Raw genomic sequence first — 19,151 nt, 5'->3', positions numbered from 1 at the left:
TTCCGCCAGCCATGTCGACCAGCGCTCCCGATCCCGCCGCCCTCGCCCAGGCGATCAAGACCTGGGGCCGCGAGCTGGGCTTCCAGCAGGTCGGCATCGCCGGCGTCGAGCTGGGCGAGCATGAGGCGCACCTCGAGCGCTGGCTGGCCGCCGGCTACCAGGGCGAGATGGACTACATGGCCGCCCACGGCCACAAGCGCTCGCGCCCGGATGAGCTGGTGCCCGGCACTCTGCGGGTGGTTTCCCTGCGCATGGACTACCTGCCCGGCGACACCCGCATGGCCGAGACGCTGGCCCAGCCGGAGAAAGCCTACGTGTCGCGCTACGCCCTCGGCCGCGACTACCACAAGCTGGTGCGCAAGCGCCTGCAGCAGCTGGCCGAGCGCATTCAGGCGGCCATCGGGCCATTCGGCTACCGCGCCTTCGTCGACAGCGCGCCGGTGCTGGAGAAGGCCCTGGCCCAGCAGGCCGGGCTCGGCTGGATCGGCAAGAATACCCTGCTGCTCAACCGCCAGGCCGGCAGTTGGTTCTTCCTCGGCGAGCTGTTCGTCGACTTGCCGCTGCCGGTCGATCCGCCGCACGAGCGCGAGCACTGCGGACGCTGCCAGGCATGCCTGGACATCTGCCCGACCGCCGCCTTCGTCGGCCCGCAGCTGCTGGATGCGCGGCGCTGCATTTCCTATCTGACCATCGAACTCAAGGGCAGCATCCCCGTGGAGCTGCGCCCGCTGATCGGCAACCGCGTTTTCGGTTGCGACGACTGCCAACTGGTCTGCCCGTGGAACCGTTTCGCCCGCCCCAGCGGCGAGGGCGACTTCCGGCCGCGCCATGGCCTGGACAACGCCGAGCTGGCCAGCCTGCTGCGCTGGAGCGAGGAGGAGTTCCTCGCCCGCACCGAGGGCTCGCCGCTGCGCCGCGCCGGCTACGAGCGCTTCCTGCGCAACCTGGCGGTCGGCCTGGGCAACGCGCCGAGCAGCATCCCGGTGCTCGAGGCGCTGCGTCTGCGCCGCGATCACCCCTCGGAGCTGGTACGCGAACACGTGGCCTGGGCGCTGGCGCGCCACGGCGCGGCCTGAGCCGGTTCAGCGATAGAGCAGCGGATAGAGCAGCAGCCCCACCGCCTCGTTGAGCAGCAGGCTGCTGTGCCAGATCGCCAGCGATTCCGGAAGCCAGCCGCCGAACGGCCGACCGTTGGGTACGCCGAGAAAGCCCAGCGGCGCCGGGATCACCTCGAAGCCCTGGCGCTCGAAGCACCAGCGCGCCCGCGGCATGTGCCAGGCCTGGGTGACCAGCACGATGCGCCCGACCCCGGCATCGCGCAGCCGCGGCGCACTCAGCACGGCGTTCTCCCAGGTGGTCCGACTGCGCCCTTCCAGCCAGCGCACGGTGACGTTGAAATCCTCGCTCAGCACGGCGGCGAGCAGTTCGGCCTCGCTGGGCGGGGTGCCGAAGTGCAGGCCACCGCTGACCAGGATCGGCAGGCCGCTGGCGCGCTGCAGGCGGGCGGCGAGACGGGCGCGTTCCATGGCCAGCAGGCTCGGTTGGTCGCTGCCCCAGGCCGAATCGCCCCGCGCGCGGCCGCCGCCGAGCACCACGATGGCGCCGGCGCGCTGCGCCAGGCCCGACCAGGCGGCCGGCGCCAAGGCCGGCTCGCGCTCGAGCAGCCGCGCGCCCAACTCGACCACCACCGGCAGGCTCATCAGCCACAGGCCGCCCAGCCCCAGCGACGCGCAGACCAGCGCCAGGCCCGGCCGGCGTACTCGCAACCACCAGGCCAGCAGCAGGAGCAGCAGCAGGCCACCCGGCGGCAACAGCAATTGCTTGAGCAGATAACGCAGCGGCACCCTGCCTCTCCTGTCGCTTCGACCTCTCCGCCCGGGGGACCTGCGGAGCACCCCGGACAGCCCATCGGGGATTCGCCCCCGTCCGACTCGTAGCATGGCGCATCCACCGCCATCCTGCAGGAGCCTTCCGCCCTGACCCTCCCGGCGGACATACCGATCCTGGTCGTCGCCAGTCAGGACAAGCCCGAGGCCACCGTGGCCGGCAGCCATCCTCCGCCCGCCCCGCTCGCTCCGCGCCCGGCGACGAGCTTGCCGACGGGTCGATCAGCACACACCTGCTGAACAGCACGGGGAAACGCCTGCAGGCCGGCATGAGCTTCAACGCCCACTTCACCAGCGTCGCCCGCCAGCAGGCGCCGGCAGCCCCGGCTATCCGCCCGGGCCGTTCGCCCGGCTGGCCCAGGACTCGGCACCTGCGGCGGCCAGGCTGCCCCGCGGATCAGGGTTTCCCCTCATCCGCGGGGGTCATGTATGCTTAGGGGCTTTCGTCACCCCCTCTTTTCCAGTCCGGCAGAGCCATGCACGAACAGTATCAGCCCCGCGAGATCGAAGCCGCCGCGCAGTCCCACTGGGAAGCGCACCAGTCGTTTGCAGTGAGTGAACAGCCCGGCAAGGACACCTTCTATTGCCTGTCGATGTTCCCCTACCCGAGCGGCAAGCTGCACATGGGCCACGTGCGCAACTACACCATCGGCGACGTGATCGCGCGCTACCAGCGCATGCAGGGCAAGAACGTGCTGCAGCCGATGGGCTGGGACGCCTTCGGCATGCCGGCGGAGAACGCCGCCATGCAGAACCAGGTGGCGCCGGCCGCCTGGACCTACGCCAACATCGACTACATGAAGACCCAGCTCAAAAGCCTGGGCCTGGGCATCGACTGGGCGCGCGAAGTCACCACCTGCAAGCCGGACTACTACCGCTGGGAGCAGTGGCTGTTCACCCGCCTGTTCGAGAAGGGCGTGATCTACCGCAAGAACGGCACCGTCAACTGGGACCCGGTGGACCAGACCGTGCTGGCCAACGAGCAGGTGATCGACGGTCGCGGCTGGCGCTCCGGCGCGCTGGTCGAGAAGCGCGAGATCCCCATGTACTACTTCCGCATCACTGCCTACGCGGAAGAGCTGCTGGCCGACCTGGACAAGCTCGACGGCTGGCCCGAGCAGGTCAAGACCATGCAGCGCAACTGGATCGGCAAGAGCTTCGGCGCCGACATCGAGTTCGCCTACGACGCGCCGAGCTGCGGCGGCGAGGGCCGCCTGAAGGTCTACTCGACCCGCCCCGACACCCTGATGGGCGCCACCTACGTGGCGGTGGCCGCCGAGCACCCGCTGGCCCAGCGCGCCGCCGAGCACAATGCCGAGCTGCAAGCCTTCATCGCCGAATGCAAGGCCGGCTCGGTGGCCGAAGCCGACATGGCGACCATGGAGAAGAAGGGCGTCGCCACCGGCCAGTTCGTCGTCCATCCGCTGACCGGCGATCTGCTCCCGGTATTCGTCGCCAACTACGTGCTGTGGGGCTACGGCGAAGGCGCAGTGATGGCCGTGCCGGCCCACGACGAGCGCGACTTCGAATTCGCCAACAAGTACGCCCTGCCCATTGTGCAGGTCTACCGTCCGGCCGCCGGCGAGGACAACTTCAGCGCCGCCGAGTGGCAGGCCTGGTACGCCGACAAGGCGGGCCTGGTCACCGTCAACAGCGGCAAGTACGACAACCTCGACTTCCAGGCCGCCTTCGACGCCATCGTCGCCGACCTGGAAGCCGCCAGCCATGGCGCGCGCAAGACCCAGTTCCGCCTGCGCGACTGGGGCATCAGCCGCCAGCGCTACTGGGGCTGCCCGATCCCGATCATCCATTGCGCGAGCTGCGGCGACGTGCCGGTACCGGCCGAGCAGCTGCCGGTGGTGCTGCCCGAGGACGTGGTGCCGGATGGCACCGGCAGCCCGCTGGCCAAGATGCCCGAGTTCTACGAGTGCAGCTGCCCGAAGTGCGGCGCCGCCGCCAAGCGCGAAACCGATACCATGGACACCTTCGTCGAGTCGTCCTGGTACTACGCGCGCTACGCCTCGCCCAAGTTCGAGGGCGGCATGGTCGACAAGGCCGCGGCCAACCACTGGCTGCCGGTCGACCAGTACATCGGCGGCATCGAGCACGCCATCCTGCACCTGCTGTACGCGCGCTTCTTCCACAAGCTGATGCGTGACGAAGGCCTGGTGGACAGCGACGAGCCGTTCACCAACCTGCTGACCCAGGGCATGGTGATCGCCGAGACCTACTTCCGCCCGCTGGAAGGCGGCAAGAAGCTGTGGATCAACCCGGCCGACGTCGAAGTGGAAACCGACGCCAAGGGCAAGGTGATCGCCGCGCGCCTGAAGAGCGACGGCCTGCCGGTGGAGATCGGCGGCACCGAGAAGATGTCCAAGTCGAAGAACAATGGCGTCGACCCGCAGACCATGATCGAGCAGTACGGCGCCGACACCTGCCGCCTGTTCATGATGTTCGCCGCGCCGCCGGAGATGAGCCTGGAGTGGTCCGACTCCGGCGTCGAGGGCGCCAGTCGCTTCCTGCGCCGCGTCTGGCGCCTGGCCCACGCCCACGTCGCCGCCGGCCTGCCGGGTGCGCTGGACACCGCCGCGCTGGACGACGCCCAGAAGGACGTCCGCCGCGCCATCCACCTGGCCATCAAGCAGGCCAGCCAGGACGTCGGCCAGCACCACAAGTTCAACACCGCCATCGCCCAGGTGATGACCCTGATGAACGTGCTGGAGAAGGCACCGACCGCCAGCGCCCAGGACCGCGCCCTGCTGCAGGAAGGCCTGGAAGCCGTCACCCTGCTGCTGGCGCCGATCGCCCCGCACATCTGCCACACCCTGTGGCAGCAGCTCGGCCATGCCGACCTGGTGATCGACGCGCCCTGGCCGGTGGTCGACGAATCCGCCCTGGTGCAGGACACCCTGACCCTGGTGGTGCAGGTCAACGGCAAGCTGCGCGGCGAGATCCAGGTCGCCGCCGCGGCGTCCCGCGAGGAGATCGAGGCCACCGCGCGCGCCAACGAGAATGTGCTGCGCTTCACCGAAGGGCAGACCATCCGCAAGGTGATCGTGGTGCCCGGCAAACTGGTCAACATCGTCGCCAACTGACGCCAGCATCCAACCTGCCGCCCGCCCCGTGCGGGCGGCTGCACACGAGGGAAGACCGATGAAACCTAGCCTGACCGGCCTGCTGCTGGTGATGATGGCCACCCTGCTCAGCGCCTGCGGCTTCCAGCTGCGCGGCACCGGCAGCGACGCTTTCGCCCTGCGCGAACTGGACCTCAAGGCCCGCAACGCCTACGGCGACACCGTCAAGGACGTGCGCCGCGCCCTGGAGAACAGCGGCGTGCGCGTGCACGGCGGCGCGCCCTACCAGCTGGTGCTGGTAAGCGAGGGCCAGAAGCAGCGCACCGCCAGCTACACCAGCTCGGCGCGCAGCGCCGAGTTCGAACTGAGCGCCACCCTCGCCTACGAGATCCGTGGCAACCAGCTGTCGCTGCTGCGCGACGAAGTGCAGAGCCAGAAGGTCTACGTGCACGACTCCAACAACCTGACCGGCACCGATCAGGAAGCCCAGCGCGTGCGCAGCGAGATTCGCCAGGAGCTGGTGCAGCAACTGATCCTGCGCCTGCAGGAGCTGACCCCGGAGCAACTGGCCGAACTGCAGGAAACCGCCCAGGCCAAGGCCGAGGCGGTGGCCAAGGCGGCCGCCGCCGCTCGCCAGGCCGCCCCGGCGGCGCCGGCGAACTGATCGACACGGGGCCTGCGGGCCCCGTTTTTCCCTGCCGATGAAACTCACCCCCGCACAACTGGCCAAGCACCTGCAGGGTCCGCTCGCCCCCGTCTACGTGGTCAGCGGCGACGAGCCGCTGCTCTGCCAGGAAGCCTGCGACGCTATCCGCGCCGCCTGTCGCGCCCGGGACTTCGGCGAGCGCCAGGTGTTCCATGCCGACGCCGGCTTCGACTGGAATCTGCTGCGCGAGGCCGGCGCCAGCCTGTCGCTGTTCGCCGAGAAGCGCCTGCTGGAGCTGCGCCTGTCCTCGGGCAAACCGAGCGACGAAGGCGTCGCCGTGCTGCTCGAGTATCTGGCCCGCCCCGCCGAGGACACGGTGCTGCTGCTCAGCCTGCCGCGCCTCGACAGCAAGGTGCAGAAGAGCAAGTGGGCCAAGGCGCTGATCGACGGCGAGCACAGCCAGTTCGTGGCGATCTGGCCGGTGGATGCCGCCCAGCTGCCGCAATGGATTCGCCAACGCTTGGCGCAGGCCGGGCTGGCCGCCAGCGCGGAAGCCATCGACCTGCTGGTCGCGCGTGTCGAGGGCAACCTGCTGGCCGCCGTGCAGGAGATCGAGAAGCTCAAGCTGCTGGTCGAGGGCAACCAGCTCGACGCCGCCACCGTGCAGGCCAGCGTCGCCGACAGCGCGCGCTTCGACCTGTTCGGCCTGCTCGACGCCGCTTTGGCCGGCGAAGCGGCGCACGCCCTGCGCATGCTCGAGGGCCTGCGCGGCGAGGGTGTCGAGGCGCCGGTGGTGCTCTGGGGCCTGGCCCGCGAGCTGCGTCTGCTCGCCACCCTGGCCCAGCAGCACAGCCAGGGCCTGCCGCTGGAGCGGCTGATCGCCCACGCCAAGCCGCCGATCTTCGGCAAACGCCAGGCCCTGGTCGGGCGCGCCGTGCAGCGACACCCGGCGAGCCGCTGGAACCAGCTGCTGGTCGCCGCCCAGCGCATCGACGAGCAGATCAAGGGCCAGGCGAGCGGCGATGCGTGGAGCGGCCTGGCCCAGCTGACCCTGCAGATCGCCGGCGTACGCCTCAATCTGCCCAGCGAATAACCCTGGTCGTTTTTCGCCCAACGCCACTGGACATTTTCCATACAGCGACCGATGATGCGCGCGCCTGCAGACCGCAGGCTCCACGCGAGGAAAGGTCATGGCCAAGCAACGCAAAACCGGCCCGAACAAGGCCAAATCCCTGGTGGCGCAACCGCTGTTCCGTTGTCGCCAGGAAAAACCCGCCAAAGGCAAAGGCAGCTACCGCCGCGAAGCCTTCCGGTCCACCGACCGGGAGGCTTTTTGCTTTATGGGCCCGGCCCGGCTGACCTCCTGACCGCGCTCAGCGCTTCCCTTCCCCCCTATCCTTTTCCTCCTCCTTGCTTTTTTCCTCCTCCTTCCACGGCGCCTGCAGATAGCGGGTACGGTTGAAGGTCTCCAGCCACTCCGGGTAGTACACCACCAGCGCGGTGACCACGGTGCCGTTGATGAACGCCTCGGGGAACATGATCAACCACAGGTAGGCGACGAAGTCGTCCAGCCAGGGCGGCATCTGGTAGATGCCATCGTGGAGCAGCACGCCGAGACCGGCGAGCAGCACCAGCAGCGCCACCAGCGCGGCCGGGAAGAAGCCGCTGCAGAAGATGTAGACGAACAGGTTGCGCGGCTGCAGGCGCTCGACGGCACGCGCGCAGGCCTCGGTAACCACGACGGGGATGAGGATCAGCAGCACGCCGTTGACGCCCAGCGCCAGGGCGTCCTGGCGCCCCAAGCCGACCAGCGCCAGTTGCGCGGCGAAGGCCGACAACACCGCCAGCGGCCAGTCGAGCAGCAGGGTCACCGCGGTCATGCCGATGAAGTGGAAGGACAGTCCGGACGGGAAGTCGCGCCGCACCAGCCAGAGCAGGAACAGCGCCAGCACGGTGCCGAACAACAGGTGCTGGCGCCGCGAATCGCTGAACAGCTCGACCCAGGGCGCATGCCAGAGCGCCGCGAGCAACAACGGCAGGAACAGCAGGGCGCCCAGCCACAGACTGGACGTGCTGAGCAAGGCGGCGGCGATCACGGCGCCACCTGCTCCAACGCAGCGCGCAGCGCCGCCGCGTCGGTGAAGAGGCGCCGCTCGCGCAGCACGCCCTGCTCCAACTGCAGCCAGAGCACGCCCTCCTCCGGCGCGGCGTACTGCGGCACCACCTGCGCCTCGCGATCGAGCAGCACGCGGTAGCGGTAGTCGCGCATCGCCGGGATGGCGAACAGCTTGCCGATCAGCCCGGGCATGCGGCTGATGTCGGCGACGAACTGCGCCCGGCGCGCCTCCAGATAGCCCTTGGGCCGCCCCTCCAGCGCTGCCTTGACCAGCTTGGCGCCGTCCATGCTGCGCGCCACCAGGAGGATGTGCAGCTGGTCGTCGAGGGTATAGGACCGATCGAACTGGTCGTTCAGGGTCCAGGGGGCCAGGCGCTCGCCGCTCTCCAGCGCCTGCGCGCTGCCGACCAGCAGGACCAGGCCCAGCAACAGCCAGACTCTCATGCAGGGTGCTCCAGGGTGGAAAATACGCGGATGTCGCGGCGTTCGCCCCAGCCCTCGCGGGCGCGCCAGAACGCCAGCGCCTCGGGCGCGGCGTCGAGGACGAACACGTGGCTTTTGGCAATGCCCTGCGCGGCCAGACGGGCCAGCACCGTCTCGATCAGGGCCGTGGCAATGCCGCGCCGCCGCCAGGCGGGATCGACCGTCAGGTGCTGCAGGTAGCCACGCCGACCGTCATGACCGGCCAGCAGGCAGCCGACCGGGACGCCATCGACCTCGGCGACCAGGCTGAGGCCGGGATTGCGCGCCAGATAGGCGCAGAAGGGCGCGCGGGCATCCTCGTTGCGCAACTGGATGCCTGGCGTGCGCGCCCACAAGTCGTGCAGCGCGGGGTGGTCGGCGGGGGTGGCATCGCGCAGGTGCATGTCCGGCTCCACAGGAACGATGCCACCAGTTTACACCGCCAGCCCCGCTCCAGAGCCCCGGCATCGAGCTGACAAGCGGCGCTCCGCACTCTAGGCTGATATACGAACAGCCCAGCCGCTCAGGCGCGCGAAGGGCCTATAAGCGACACTTCGGTAGCATTGAGCGACGCGCAACCGAGTGCGTACAATGGTCGAATTGCCTTCCTAGAGACTGCCATGTCCAGCCGTCTGACCCCCGAAGATCAGCGCCGCGTCGAGCACTACCTCAGCGCTCCGCAGCATCAGGTCAAGCGCCAGCCGTTCCGCCCCTGGCTGCTGATGCTCGCCCTGCTCTTCGTGGTCATCGGCCTGGGCCTGCTGAGCCGCCTGCTGGGCACCCTCGCCCAATGACCCCCCGCGCCAGCCGCCAGTCTCCGCCGGTTTTTCCAAGCCTTGCGAGACCTACCCATGAACCATCACATCGTGATCGTCGGCGGCGGCGCCGGCGGGATCGAACTCGCCACCCGCCTGGGCCGCCGCCTCGGCAAGCGCGGCCAGGCCCGCATCACCCTGGTTGACGCCAACCTCACCCATATCTGGAAGCCCCTGCTGCACGAGGTGGCCGCCGGCTCGCTGAACTCTTCGGAGAACGAGCTGAACTACGTCGCCCAGGCCAAGTGGAACCACTTCAAGTACCAGGCCGGCCGCATGTGCGGCCTCGACCGGGCGCGCAAGGTGATCCGCCTGGAAGCCATCCATGACGACAGCGGCGAGGAGCTCGTGCCGCCGCGCGAGATCGGCTACGACACCCTGGTGCTGGCGGTGGGCAGCAAGACCAACGACTTCGGCACCGAAGGCGCGGCAGAGCACTGCCTGTTCCTCGATTCGCGCGAGCAGGCCGAACGCTTCCACAACCTGCTGCTCAACCAGTACCTGTGCGCTCACGCCCACCCGCAGCGCGATGGCGCGGCGCAGATCAACGTGGCGATCGTCGGCGCCGGCGCCACCGGCGTCGAGCTGGCCGCCGAGCTGCACCATGCCGCCCTGCTGCTGGCCGCCTACGGCCTGGAGGGCATCCGCCCGCAGGATCTCAACCTGACGCTGATCGAGGCCGGCCCGCGGGTGGTGCCCGCCCTGCCCGAGCGGATCGGCCGTCCGGTACACAGCACACTGGAGAAGCTCGGTATCACGGTCCTGGTCAATTCGCCGGTCAAGGAAGTCACCGCCGAAGGCCTGCACACCGCCGATGGCCAGTTCATCCCGGCCACCCTCAAGGTCTGGGCGGCCGGCATCCGCGCCCCGGAGTTTCTCGCCGAACTGGACGGCCTGGAGAGCAACCGCATCAATCAGCTGGTGGTGCGCGCGACCCTGCAGACCACCCGCGACGAGCACATCTTCGCTCTCGGCGACTGCGCTGCCTGCCCGATGGAAGACGGCAAGAACGTGCCGCCGCGCGCCCAGGCCGCCCACCAGCAGGCCTCGCTGCTGGCCAACTCGCTGGCCCGCCGCCTGGAGGGCAAGCCGCTGCTGGACTATCGCTACCGCGATTATGGCTCGCTGATCTCGCTGTCCAGCTTCAGCGCGGTGGGCAACCTCATGGGCAACCTGACCGGCGACGTGATGCTCGAGGGCCGCCTGGCGCGCTGGTTCTACGTCTCGCTCTATCGCCTGCACCAGATGGCGCTGTACGGACCGTTCCGCACCCTGCTGCTGATGCTCAGCGACCGTCTCGGCCGCAGCACCGAGCCACGCCTGAAACTGCACTGAGTGCGGCCGCCGCCGGAGGGATTCCTTCCGGCGGCGATCTCGCCCCGGAAAAACGCGGACAAACAAAAAAGCCGGAAGGCCTTGCGGCACTTCCAGCTTCTTGTCCTTCCGGAGAAGGGAATGTGGTGGGTCGTGTAGGGGTCGAACCTACGACCAATTGGTTAAAAGCCAACTGCTCTACCACTGAGCTAACGACCCAAAACTGGTCGGGGTAGAGAGATTCGAACTCCCGACATCCTGCTCCCAAAGCAGGCGCGCTACCGGACTGCGCTATACCCCGCCTGGAAGTTGGCTCCGCGACCTGGACTCGAACCAGGGACCCAGTGATTAACAGTCACTTGCTCTACCGACTGAGCTATCGCGGAACATCGAGACTTCCAACCCTCTACGGTTATCAGCGTTGCTGATTTCCCGTGTCAGTGGCGCGGCATTTTACTGACCTGTCGATGTATGTCAAGCATTTCATTAGCTTTTTTTCCTATACTTGGCAGAAGCACAGTCACTTGTTATATGTGCAGCAACTCTGAGAGCGCTGGGCGATGGCCCGCCGGACCACCATGAGCCCTACCCCTCCGCCCGATCATCCTGCCCCGCCGTCACTGGCCGGTCGCAGCATCCGCCCGCGCTTCGGCCCGCTCGAGCAAAGCTGCCTCGAGTTGGCGATGAATCATCTCGACCAGTGCCTCGCCCACGCCCTGGATGCCGTGGACGACGCCCTGTTCGCTCAGGCCGACCGAGCCACGAACAACCTCGAACAGGCGCTGTTCTTCGATGGCATGCGCGCCCTGCGCAACCAGCGCCCACAGATCCTGCGCCGCTTCCACCAGCGCCTGAGCGGCTTCTTCGCCGCCTATCTGGAGGGACAGGAGCCGCAAATCCGCCCCAGCGCCAGCGAGCTGTCGCTGATCGGTCACGACGAGCATGAGGAGCGCCTGCAACTGGACCAGCTGGCGCGCCGCTGCCGCAGCCGCTGCGCCCGCGAGCTGGGCACCCTCGAACGCCGCCTGGCGCAACTCACGCCGCGCCCCGCGGCGGCGCTGCGCCAGGATAGCCCCTTCGCTCCGGAAACCCTCGCCGAATCCCTCCGCCTCGCCCTGGCCGGCGAACCGCTGCCCCTGCCGATTCGCCGGACCTTGTACGAGCTGGTGGAGCAGCAGGCCCTCGCCTGCCTGGACGAGCTGTATGCCGGCCTTAATCAGTTGCTGATCGACGCCGCTATCCTGCCCAACATCAGCGACCAACCGCCGCGCCCGCGCTCCCAGAGCAACGAGCCGCGCCCGCCCCGCCCGGCCAGCGACACCTCGCGCAGTCGCGAACCCGTCGCGGCCAGCAACCCTCCGCGCAGTCGCGAGCCCGCGGCAGCCAGCGAAAGCCAGCACAGTCGCGAATCCGCCGCAAGCGGTGATGCCTGGAGCGAGGAGCCGCGCAACGAGAACGAGCGCCTGTTCCGCGGCGTCACCCAACTGCTCAGCCGGCGCCACGACAGCCCCGCCCAGCACTCCATGCCGCCTGCATCGGCCGCCGCCGGTGAGCGGCCGCCGGAGAACGCTGGCGCAACGCCGCCGGCGGGCACCGGCACCCTCTACAGCGAGGAAGAACTGATCGCGGCGCTGACCCGCCTGCAGCAGGTCAGCGTCCGCGAGCTCGGCGACAGCGCCCTGCCGCGCCAGGACGCCCAGCAGCTCAAGGCCCGCCTGCACGCCGAGCTGGAGGCCGCCTGCACCCTGCCGGCGCGCCCGCAGCTGGAAGCCGATGCCGCCGACATCATCGACCTGGTCGGCATGTTGTTCGCCTTCGTCCTCGACGACCCGACCTTGCCGGACCGCTGCAAGACGGTGCTGTCACACCTGCACACGCCCTACCTCAAGCTCGCCCTGCGCGACCACCAGCTGTTCACCCAGGACATCCACCCGGCGCGCCAGCTGCTCGACAGCATGGCCAAGGCCGGCGCACGCTTTGCCGAAGACGACGATGCCTCCGGCCTGCAGGCCAAGATGCAGGAAATCGTCGAGCGCATCCTGCGCGACTTCGACAGCGACAGCAGCCTGTTCAGCGAACTGCTGGCGGATTTCGAGGAACATGTACGCCGCCTGCAGCAACGCGTGGAGCTGCGCGAGCGGCGCACCCTGGACACCGCACGCGGGCGCGACCGCCTGCACGTCGCCCGCCAGCAGGCCGCCGAGCAGATCCACCGGGTGCTGGCCGGCCGCACCCTGCCACAGCCAATGCGCGAGTTGCTGGAAAAAGGCTGGAGCGATGTACTGGCCCTTATCCATCTGCGCCAGGGCGAAGACAGCGAGGAATGGCTGCTCGGCTGTCAGGCCGCCGAACAACTGGCGTGGAGCTGCACGCCGCTCGGCCGCCACGGTCGCGAGCGTATGCAGCGCGAACGCCTGGGCCTGCTCGAGCGCCTGCGCGAAGGTCTGCAGCAGCTCGGCAGCCTGAGCGACGCCGACATCCGTCGCCTGCTACAGGACGTGGTCGCCTGTCAGCACGCCGTACAGGCCGGCCAGCCCGAACTGGTCGCCGAGCTGACGATCAAGCTTCCGGAGAGCAGCCTCGGCGCCCTGCTCCAGCCGCAGGCCGCTGCGGAGTCGCTGAGCGAGGAGGCGGAAAACCTGCCCCCCGAGCAGGAAGCCCAGCTGCGTCAACTCGAGGCTCTGCCGTTCGGCAGCCTGTTCGGCTTCCTCGAGGACGGCCAGGTGCGTCGCCTGCGTCTGTCCTGGTTCAGTCCGGCCAGCCGTCACTACCTGTTCATCGATCCGACCGGCGAGCACAGCCGCACCTGGTCGGCCGCCCGCCTGGCGCAGGGCCTGCATGACGGCAGCGTCTACCTGCTCGGCCAGCCGAGCGACAGTCCGCTGATGAAGCGTGCCCTGCAGGCGATCTACCGGGTGCTGCAGCGCCTGGAGGAGGGCCAGCCAGCTGGCGGCTGAGTCTCTTCCAAAAACAGCAAAAAAGGCACGGTTCCCGCGGAATCCGTGCCTTTTTGCTGCTGGGACCGGCAAATCGTCCGGCTCCGGCCGACCTCAGGCGAAGACGATCTGCTCCCCCTCGACCCGCGCGTGGATGGTCGCCCCCGGAACGAACTCGCCGGCGAGGATCTGCTGCGCCAGCGGGTTCTCGATCCAGCGCTGGATCGCTCGCTTGAGCGGACGCGCGCCATACACCGGGTCGTAACCGACGGCGACCAGCTTGTCCAGCGCCTCGGGCGACAGTTCCAGAGTCAGCTCGCGCTCGGCCAGACGCTGGCGCAGGCGCGACAACTGGATCTCGGCGATGCCGCCGATCTGCTCGCGGCCCAGCGGGTCGAACACCACCACCTCGTCGATGCGGTTGATGAACTCCGGGCGGAAGTGGTGGCTGACCGCATCCATCACCGCCGCGCGCTGCGCCTCGACATCGCCGACCAGCTCCTGGATCTGCGCCGAGCCGAGGTTGGAGGTCATCACCACCACGGTGTTCTTGAAGTCCACGGTGCGCCCCTGGCTGTCGGTCAGGCGGCCGTCCTCGAGCACCTGCAGCAGCACGTTGAACACGTCCGGGTGGGCCTTCTCCACCTCGTCCATGAGGATCACCGAGTACGGCTTGCGGCGCACCGCCTCGGTCAGGTAGCCGCCCTCCTCGTAGCCGACGTAGCCGGGCGGTGCGCCGATCAGGCGGGCCACCGAATGCTTCTCCATGAACTCGGACATGTCGATGCGCACCATGGCCTCCTCGGTGTCGAAGAGGAACTCGGCCAACGCCTTGCACAGCTCGGTCTTGCCCACCCCGGTCGGGCCGAGGAACAGGAAGGAGCCGCTGGGACGATTCGGATCGGCGAGCCCTGCGCGCGAGCGGCGCACCGCGTTGGACACCGCCACCACCGCCTCGTGCTGGCCGATCACCCGCTTGTGCAGCTCGGCCTCCATGCGCAGCAGCTTCTCGCGCTCGCCCTCCATCATCTTGGCCACCGGGATGCCGGTCCACTTGGACACCACCTCGGCGATCTCCTCGTCGGTGACGCGGTTGCGCAGCAGCTGCTTCTCCTTCTGCGCGCCGCTGTCGACACTGGCCAGCTTGCGCTCCAGCTCGGGGATGGTGCCGTACTGCAGCTCGGCCATGCGCTGCAGGTTGCCCTGGCGGCGCGCGTTGTCCATGTCCGCCTTGGCCTGCTCCAGTTGCTGCTGGATGTGCGCCGAACCCTGCACCTCGGCCTTCTCCGACTTCCAGATCTCCTCGAGGTCGGCGTACTCGCGCTCCAGCTTGCCGATGTCCTCCTCCAGTTTGGCCAGACGCTTTCTGGTGGCCTCGTCGGTTTCCTTCTTCAGCGCCTCGCGCTCGATCTTCAGCTGGATCAGGCGGCGATCCAGACGATCCAACTCCTCGGGCTTGGAGTCGATCTCCATGCGGATGCGACTGGCCGCCTCGTCGATCAGGTCGATGGCCTTGTCCGGCAGCTGGCGGTCGGTGATGTAGCGATGGCTCAGCTTGGCCGCAGCGATGATTGCACCGTCGGTGATGGTCACCCCGTGGTGGACCTCGTAGCGCTCCTTGAGGCCGCGCAGGATGGCGATGGTGTCCTCCTCGCTCGGCTCGTCGACCAGCACCTTCTGGAAACGGCGCTCCAAGGCGGCGTCCTTCTCGACGTACTGGCGGTACTCGTCGAGGGTGGTGGCGCCGACGCAGTGCAGCTCGCCGCGCGCCAGCGCGGGCTTGAGCATATTGCCGGCGTCCATGGCGCCCTCGGCCTTGCCGGCCCCCACCATGGTGTGCAGCTCATCGATAAACAGGATGATGCGTCCTTCCTGCTTGCCCAACTCGTTGAGCACCGCCTTGAGGCGCTCCTCGAACTCGCCGCGGAACTTGGCGCCGGCGATCAGCGCGCCCATGTCCAGCGACAGCAGGCGCTTGTCCTTGAGGCCGTCCGGCACCTCGCCGTTGACGATGCGCTGGGCCAGCCCCTCGACGATGGCGGTCTTGCCCACACCCGGCTCGCCGATCAGCACCGGGTTGTTCTTGGTGCGCCGCTGCAGGACCTGGATGGTGCGGCGGATCTCGTCGTCGCGGCCGATCACCGGGTCGAGCTTGCCCTCCTCGGCGCGCCTGGTCATGTCGATGGTGTACTTGTCCAGCGCCTGGCGCGACTCCTCGGCATTGGGATCGTTGACCGCCTCGCCGCCGCGCAGGTTGGCGACGGCGTTTTCCAGCGCCTGCTTGCTCACCCCCTGGGCCAGCAGCAGCTTGCCGAGGCGGGTGCCACTGTCCAAGGCGGCGAGCAGCACCAGCTCGCTGGAGATGTACTGGTCGCCCTTCTGCTGGGCCAGCCGGTCGGCCTGGTTGAGCAGGCGCGCCAGGTCCTGCGACATGTTCACGTCGCCGGTGGGGTTCTGGATCTTCGCCATATCGTCCAGCGCCTTGCCCAGCGCCAGGCGCAGGGCGGCGATGTCGAAGCCGACCTGCATGAGCAGCGGGCGGATCGAACCGCCCTGCTGCTCGAGCAGGGCGGACATCAGGTGCACGGGCTCGATGGCGCTGTGGTCGCGGCCCACGGCCAACGACTGGGCATCGGACAGGGCCAGTTGCAGTTTGCTGGTCAAACGGTCGATACGCATGGGTTCGTCCTTCGCAAGCAGCGGCGGAGCGGCCTTGCGGCATCCGCCGGGAAATTGGGATGCAGGATAGATAAGGACGATTGCAGACGATTCAAGGGGGAGGGATTTGATTGGCGTCAAGCGTGGCGCGACACCCTGCCGGGTGGGGGACGAACGCGGGAGCTTTTCCTCAGGCCGGAAGCAGGCGCGTACCGGAAAACCGCGGCGCGCGCTTTATCACCCAGCCCGCCAACCGCCACCCCCGTCAGGGCCGCAGGACAGAAGACTTGCGCAGCGACCGCCTACCGATGAGATGAGCGCAACCTCCTTGTAGGTAATCGCTTCGCGAGCGACTACCCTGGGCTCGCTCAGGCCGGCGTCGGCTCCAGCCAGACCAGACTGGCCAGCCGGCCGCTACGCGGCGCGCGGCGGTAGGAGTAGAAGCGCGTGGCGTCGCTGAAGGTGCACAGGCCGCCGCCGTACACCGCGCTGACGCCGGCCGCGGCCAGGCGGATGCGCGCCAGCTGGTAGAGATCGGCCATGAAACGGCCGGGATTGACGCTCGGCACGAAGGCCGCGGCGGCCTCGGGATGCTGGGCGAGGAAAGCTTCGCGCACCTCGGCGCCGACCTCGAAGGCCTGCGGGCCGATGGCCGGCCCCAGCCAGGCCAGCACCTGGTCCGCCGGGCAGCCCAGCGCGGCGACGCTGGCCTCCAGCACCCCGGCGACCAGCCCGCGCCAGCCGGCATGGACGGCCGCCACGCGCGTGCCGGCGCGGTCGCAGAACAGAACCGGCAGGCAATCGGCGGTCATCACCGTGCAGGCCACCCCCGGGGTGGCGCTCCAGCTGGCGTCGGCCTCGAGCACCCGATTCGGGTCGGCCTCGACCACGGCCACGCCGTGCACCTGGTCGAGCCAGGCGGCGCGGCAGCCGAGCAGCGCCTGCAGGCGACGGCGGTTCTCGGCCACCGCGAGCGGATCGTCGCCGACATGATCGCCCAGGTTGAGCGCATCGAAGGGTGCGGCGCTGACGCCGCCGCGGCGCGTGGTGACGCAGGCACGCACGCCGGCCGGCGCCGGCCAATCGGGGATCAGCAGGTCAGCCCAACCGAAGCTCATCCGATAAAGGCCTCGCGGTCGCCGCGCAGCAGGTTGAGCAGCTCGACGAAATCGTCCGGCAGCGGCGACTCCCAGCCCAGACGCTCGCCGGTGACCGGATGGTCCAGTTCGAGGAAACGTGCGTGCAGCGCCTGACGCGGGTAGTCGCGCAGACTCTGCACCAGCACCGGGTTGGCCGCCGGCGGAATGCGGAAGCGCCCCCCATAGACCGGATCGCCGACCAGCGGGAAGTGCTCGTGGGCCATGTGCACGCGAATCTGGTGGGTGCGCCCGGTCTCCAGCTTGACCCGCACGTGGGTATGCGCGCGGAAGCGCTCGAGTACGCGATAGTGGCTGACCGCGGGCTTGCCGGTGCTGGTCACCGCCATCTTCTGGCGCTGCTGGGGATGGCGGCCGATCGGCGCGTCGACCTTGCCGCCGGCGGTCACCACGCCGACCACGATGGCCTCGTAGATGCGGCTGACGCTGCGTGCCTGCAGCTGGGCGACCAGCTGGGTGTGCGCCTCGAGGGTCTTGGCCACCACCATCAGGCCGGTGGTGTCCTTGTCCAGGCGGTGGACGATGCCGGCGCGCGGCACGCTGGCCAGCCCGGGGGCATGGTGCAGCAGGGCATTGAGCAGGGTGCCGTCGGCGTGCCCGGCGGCCGGGTGCACCACCAGGCCAGCCGGCTTGTCGAGCACCAGCAACTGGTCGTCCTCGTAGACGATGTTCAGGGCGATGTCCTGGGCCTGGTATTCGACCTGCGCCTCGCGCTCGGCCTCGAGGCTCAGCACGGCGCCGCCGTGGACGATGTCGCGCGGGCGCAGCACGGCGCCGTCGACGGTGAGGCGACCATCCTTGATCCAGCCGGCCAGACGCGAACGGGAATGTTCGGGGAAAACCTGGGCGGCGACCTGGTCAAGCCGCTGACCGCCCAGATCGGACGGCACCTCGGCGCACAATTGGATGAGTTCGGACATGGCGGACATCGGGAGGGGCGTGCGGCTTTGGTTGGCCACAGGCTTGTGGTTAAATACGGCGTCTTTTTCCCCAGAGGATTCTGGGGCGCCAATCATATCAGGCCGGCCCCTGTCACGCACCGGCCCAGGAACCCTAGCGCCATGCACGTGAAACACCTGCTGCTGATCGCCACCCTCGCCCTTACCGCGGCCTGCTCGTCGAAGCAGGTGATCGACGAAAACCTCAGCGAGACCGAGCTGTACCAGCAGGCGCAGGAGCACCTGGACAACGATAGCTACACCAACGCCGTCGACACCCTCAAGGCCCTGGAGTCGCGCTATCCGTTCGGCCGCTACGCCGAACAGGCGCAGCTCGAACTGATCTACGCCTACTACAAGAACCAGGAGCCGGAAGCCGCACGCGCCGCCGCCGAGCGCTTCATCCGCCTGCATCCGCAGCATCCGAACGTCGACTACGCCTACTACCTCAAGGGCCTGGCCTCCTTCGAGCAGGACCGCGGCCTGCTGGCGCGCTTCCTGCCGCTGGACATGACCAAACGCGACCCGGGCGCCGCCCGCGACTCGTTCAACGAGTTCGCCCAGCTGGTCAACCGCTACCCGAACAGCCGCTACGCCCCGGACGCCAAGGCGCGCATGATCTACCTGCGCAATCTGCTGGGCGCCTACGAAATCCACGTCGCCCACTACTACCTCAAGCGCGACGCCTACGTCGCCGCCGCCAACCGCGGTCGCTACGTGGTGGAGAACTTCCAGGAGACCCCGGCGGTCGGCGACGGCCTGGCGGTGATGACCGAAGCCTACCAGCGCCTGGGCCTGGACGATCTGGCCGCCACCAGCCTGGCGACCCTCAAGCTCAACTATCCGGACCACCCGAGCCTGGTCGACGGCGAATTCCAGCCGCGCGAGGGTGCGGACGACGAACGCTCGTGGCTGAGCCGCGCCACCCTCGGTCTGATCGAGACCGAAGCGCCGCTGCCGCCCGGCCAGACCCGCGCCAGCCAGGACATGGAGCGCCAGTATCAGGAAGCGCTGGACGCCATCCCCGAGGAACTGGAGCCGAACAACGGCGCCGACGCCGATATGGAAGAAGCCGATGAAGAAGCCGAGGCACCCAAGCGTTCCTGGTGGAGCCGGCTGACCTTCGGTCTGTTCGACTGAGCCGAACGC

The 19,151-nt window shown here is 68.7% G+C and carries 16 protein-coding genes and 3 tRNA genes; 9 read left to right on the top strand and 10 right to left on the bottom strand.

Translation table 11 applies throughout. The features are described from left to right. The first annotated feature begins 11 nt into the window (after nucleotides 1–11). Nucleotides 12–1,076 (top strand): tRNA epoxyqueuosine(34) reductase QueG, encoded by a 1,065-nt coding sequence (gene queG / locus LMJ29_RS12575; RefSeq protein ID WP_229605861.1) that lies wholly within the window; start codon nucleotides 12–14, stop codon nucleotides 1,074–1,076. Nucleotides 1,077–1,082: 6 nt separating this feature from the next. Here the strand turns inward: queG and LMJ29_RS12570 are convergent, their stop codons facing one another. Beyond that, complete coding sequence (locus LMJ29_RS12570; RefSeq protein ID WP_229605860.1) at nucleotides 1,083–1,844, bottom strand: YdcF family protein; 762 nt, start codon at nucleotides 1,842–1,844, stop codon at nucleotides 1,083–1,085. Nucleotides 1,845–2,362: 518 nt separating this feature from the next. On the opposite strand from LMJ29_RS12570, the gene leuS reads away from it, so the two are divergent. From leuS to arfA, 4 genes are all read left to right on the top strand, one after another. Continuing rightward, entirely contained in the window at nucleotides 2,363–4,981 is a 2,619-nt protein-coding gene (leuS, locus tag LMJ29_RS12565; RefSeq protein ID WP_229605859.1) for a leucine--tRNA ligase, read from the top strand. A 58-nt stretch (nucleotides 4,982–5,039) separates the two neighbouring features. Beyond that, nucleotides 5,040–5,624, top strand: coding sequence for an LPS-assembly lipoprotein LptE (locus LMJ29_RS12560; RefSeq protein ID WP_229605858.1), 585 nt, complete (start codon nucleotides 5,040–5,042; stop codon nucleotides 5,622–5,624). 37 nt (nucleotides 5,625–5,661) lie between these two features. Next, nucleotides 5,662–6,699 (top strand): DNA polymerase III subunit delta, encoded by a 1,038-nt coding sequence (gene holA / locus LMJ29_RS12555; RefSeq protein WP_229605857.1) that lies wholly within the window; start codon nucleotides 5,662–5,664, stop codon nucleotides 6,697–6,699. A 97-nt stretch (nucleotides 6,700–6,796) separates the two neighbouring features. After that, complete coding sequence (gene arfA / locus LMJ29_RS12550) at nucleotides 6,797–6,973, top strand: alternative ribosome rescue factor ArfA (protein WP_229605856.1); 177 nt, start codon at nucleotides 6,797–6,799, stop codon at nucleotides 6,971–6,973. A gap of 6 nt (nucleotides 6,974–6,979) precedes the next feature. On the opposite strand, the gene LMJ29_RS12545 is transcribed toward arfA, so the two are convergent. From LMJ29_RS12545 to LMJ29_RS12535, 3 genes are read right to left on the bottom strand one after another with little or no spacing between them, the layout of a single operon-like run. Beyond that, on the bottom strand, nucleotides 6,980–7,702 hold the full coding sequence (locus tag LMJ29_RS12545; RefSeq protein ID WP_229605855.1) for an energy-coupling factor ABC transporter permease: 723 nt from the start codon (nucleotides 7,700–7,702) through the stop codon (nucleotides 6,980–6,982). Further along, the gene (locus tag LMJ29_RS12540; RefSeq protein ID WP_229605854.1) at nucleotides 7,699–8,166 is read right to left on the bottom strand and encodes an FAD/FMN-containing dehydrogenase; all 468 of its coding nucleotides are present in this window, start codon (nucleotides 8,164–8,166) and stop codon (nucleotides 7,699–7,701) included. Before LMJ29_RS12540 ends, LMJ29_RS12545 begins: the two co-directional genes overlap by 4 nt. Further along, nucleotides 8,163–8,588, bottom strand: a complete 426-nt coding sequence (locus LMJ29_RS12535) for a GNAT family N-acetyltransferase (RefSeq protein WP_229605853.1) — start codon at nucleotides 8,586–8,588, stop codon at nucleotides 8,163–8,165. Before LMJ29_RS12535 ends, LMJ29_RS12540 begins: the two co-directional genes overlap by 4 nt. Nucleotides 8,589–8,804: 216 nt before the next feature. Between LMJ29_RS12535 and LMJ29_RS12530 the strand changes: the two genes are divergently transcribed. Further along, the gene (locus tag LMJ29_RS12530) at nucleotides 8,805–8,978 is read left to right on the top strand and encodes a DUF3094 family protein (RefSeq protein ID WP_229605852.1); all 174 of its coding nucleotides are present in this window, start codon (nucleotides 8,805–8,807) and stop codon (nucleotides 8,976–8,978) included. Nucleotides 8,979–9,035: 57 nt separating this feature from the next. Then, nucleotides 9,036–10,334, top strand: coding sequence for an NAD(P)/FAD-dependent oxidoreductase (locus tag LMJ29_RS12525; RefSeq protein WP_229605851.1), 1,299 nt, complete (start codon nucleotides 9,036–9,038; stop codon nucleotides 10,332–10,334). Between the two features lie 123 nt (nucleotides 10,335–10,457). Here LMJ29_RS12525 and LMJ29_RS12520 read toward each other — a convergent pair. From LMJ29_RS12520 to LMJ29_RS12510, 3 genes are all read right to left on the bottom strand, one after another. Further along, nucleotides 10,458–10,532: transfer RNA gene (locus tag LMJ29_RS12520), tRNA-Lys, on the bottom strand. Between the two features lie 5 nt (nucleotides 10,533–10,537). After that, nucleotides 10,538–10,614 (bottom strand) — tRNA-Pro (locus LMJ29_RS12515). A 9-nt stretch (nucleotides 10,615–10,623) separates the two neighbouring features. After that, a tRNA-Asn gene (locus LMJ29_RS12510) sits at nucleotides 10,624–10,699 on the bottom strand. A gap of 174 nt (nucleotides 10,700–10,873) precedes the next feature. On the opposite strand from LMJ29_RS12510, the gene LMJ29_RS12505 reads away from it, so the two are divergent. After that, nucleotides 10,874–13,270: a DUF1631 domain-containing protein gene (locus LMJ29_RS12505; protein ID WP_319942220.1), complete on the top strand. Its 2,397-nt coding sequence runs from the start codon at nucleotides 10,874–10,876 to the stop codon at nucleotides 13,268–13,270. A 93-nt stretch (nucleotides 13,271–13,363) separates the two neighbouring features. On the opposite strand, the gene clpB is transcribed toward LMJ29_RS12505, so the two are convergent. The 3 genes from clpB to rluD form a co-directional block, all read right to left on the bottom strand. Further along, the gene (gene clpB / locus LMJ29_RS12500) at nucleotides 13,364–15,928 is read right to left on the bottom strand and encodes an ATP-dependent chaperone ClpB (protein WP_229605849.1); all 2,565 of its coding nucleotides are present in this window, start codon (nucleotides 15,926–15,928) and stop codon (nucleotides 13,364–13,366) included. Between the two features lie 347 nt (nucleotides 15,929–16,275). Continuing rightward, nucleotides 16,276–17,025 carry a peptidoglycan editing factor PgeF gene (gene pgeF, locus LMJ29_RS12495; protein ID WP_229605848.1) on the bottom strand — a complete coding sequence of 250 codons (750 nt, stop codon included), beginning with the start codon at nucleotides 17,023–17,025 and terminating at the stop codon, nucleotides 16,276–16,278. Beyond that, a complete protein-coding gene (gene rluD / locus LMJ29_RS12490) occupies nucleotides 17,022–17,984 on the bottom strand; it encodes a 23S rRNA pseudouridine(1911/1915/1917) synthase RluD (RefSeq protein WP_229605847.1) in 963 nt (320 codons plus the stop codon). The genes pgeF and rluD overlap by 4 nt, the downstream gene beginning before the upstream one ends. A 141-nt stretch (nucleotides 17,985–18,125) precedes the next feature. On the opposite strand from rluD, the gene LMJ29_RS12485 reads away from it, so the two are divergent. Continuing rightward, nucleotides 18,126–19,142, top strand: a complete 1,017-nt coding sequence (locus LMJ29_RS12485) for an outer membrane protein assembly factor BamD (protein WP_229605846.1) — start codon at nucleotides 18,126–18,128, stop codon at nucleotides 19,140–19,142. Nucleotides 19,143–19,151: the final 9 nt, after the last annotated feature.

Origin of the sequence: Pseudomonas oryzagri, from assembly GCF_020831405.1 — a bacterium.
Lineage (GTDB): Bacteria > Pseudomonadota > Gammaproteobacteria > Pseudomonadales > Pseudomonadaceae > Geopseudomonas > Geopseudomonas oryzagri.
This window is presented reverse-complemented; position numbering and strand designations above follow the sequence as displayed.

Coding starts and splice junctions, on each gene's coding strand:
- leuS (WP_229605859.1), top strand. CDS start 2,363: ATGCACGAACAGTATCAGCCCCGCGAGATCGAAGCCGCCGCGCAGTCC.
- arfA (WP_229605856.1), top strand. CDS start 6,797: ATGGCCAAGCAACGCAAAACCGGCCCGAACAAGGCCAAATCCCTGGTG.
- LMJ29_RS12535 (WP_229605853.1), bottom strand. CDS start 8,588: ATGCACCTGCGCGATGCCACCCCCGCCGACCACCCCGCGCTGCACGAC.
- LMJ29_RS12505 (WP_319942220.1), top strand. CDS start 10,874: ATGGCCCGCCGGACCACCATGAGCCCTACCCCTCCGCCCGATCATCCT.
- clpB (WP_229605849.1), bottom strand. CDS start 15,928: ATGCGTATCGACCGTTTGACCAGCAAACTGCAACTGGCCCTGTCCGAT.
- LMJ29_RS12560 (WP_229605858.1), top strand. CDS start 5,040: ATGAAACCTAGCCTGACCGGCCTGCTGCTGGTGATGATGGCCACCCTG.
- LMJ29_RS12530 (WP_229605852.1), top strand. CDS start 8,805: ATGTCCAGCCGTCTGACCCCCGAAGATCAGCGCCGCGTCGAGCACTAC.
- LMJ29_RS12525 (WP_229605851.1), top strand. CDS start 9,036: ATGAACCATCACATCGTGATCGTCGGCGGCGGCGCCGGCGGGATCGAA.
- LMJ29_RS12540 (WP_229605854.1), bottom strand. CDS start 8,166: ATGAGAGTCTGGCTGTTGCTGGGCCTGGTCCTGCTGGTCGGCAGCGCG.
- queG (WP_229605861.1), top strand. CDS start 12: ATGTCGACCAGCGCTCCCGATCCCGCCGCCCTCGCCCAGGCGATCAAG.
- holA (WP_229605857.1), top strand. CDS start 5,662: ATGAAACTCACCCCCGCACAACTGGCCAAGCACCTGCAGGGTCCGCTC.
- rluD (WP_229605847.1), bottom strand. CDS start 17,984: ATGTCCGAACTCATCCAATTGTGCGCCGAGGTGCCGTCCGATCTGGGC.
- LMJ29_RS12485 (WP_229605846.1), top strand. CDS start 18,126: ATGCACGTGAAACACCTGCTGCTGATCGCCACCCTCGCCCTTACCGCG.
- pgeF (WP_229605848.1), bottom strand. CDS start 17,025: ATGAGCTTCGGTTGGGCTGACCTGCTGATCCCCGATTGGCCGGCGCCG.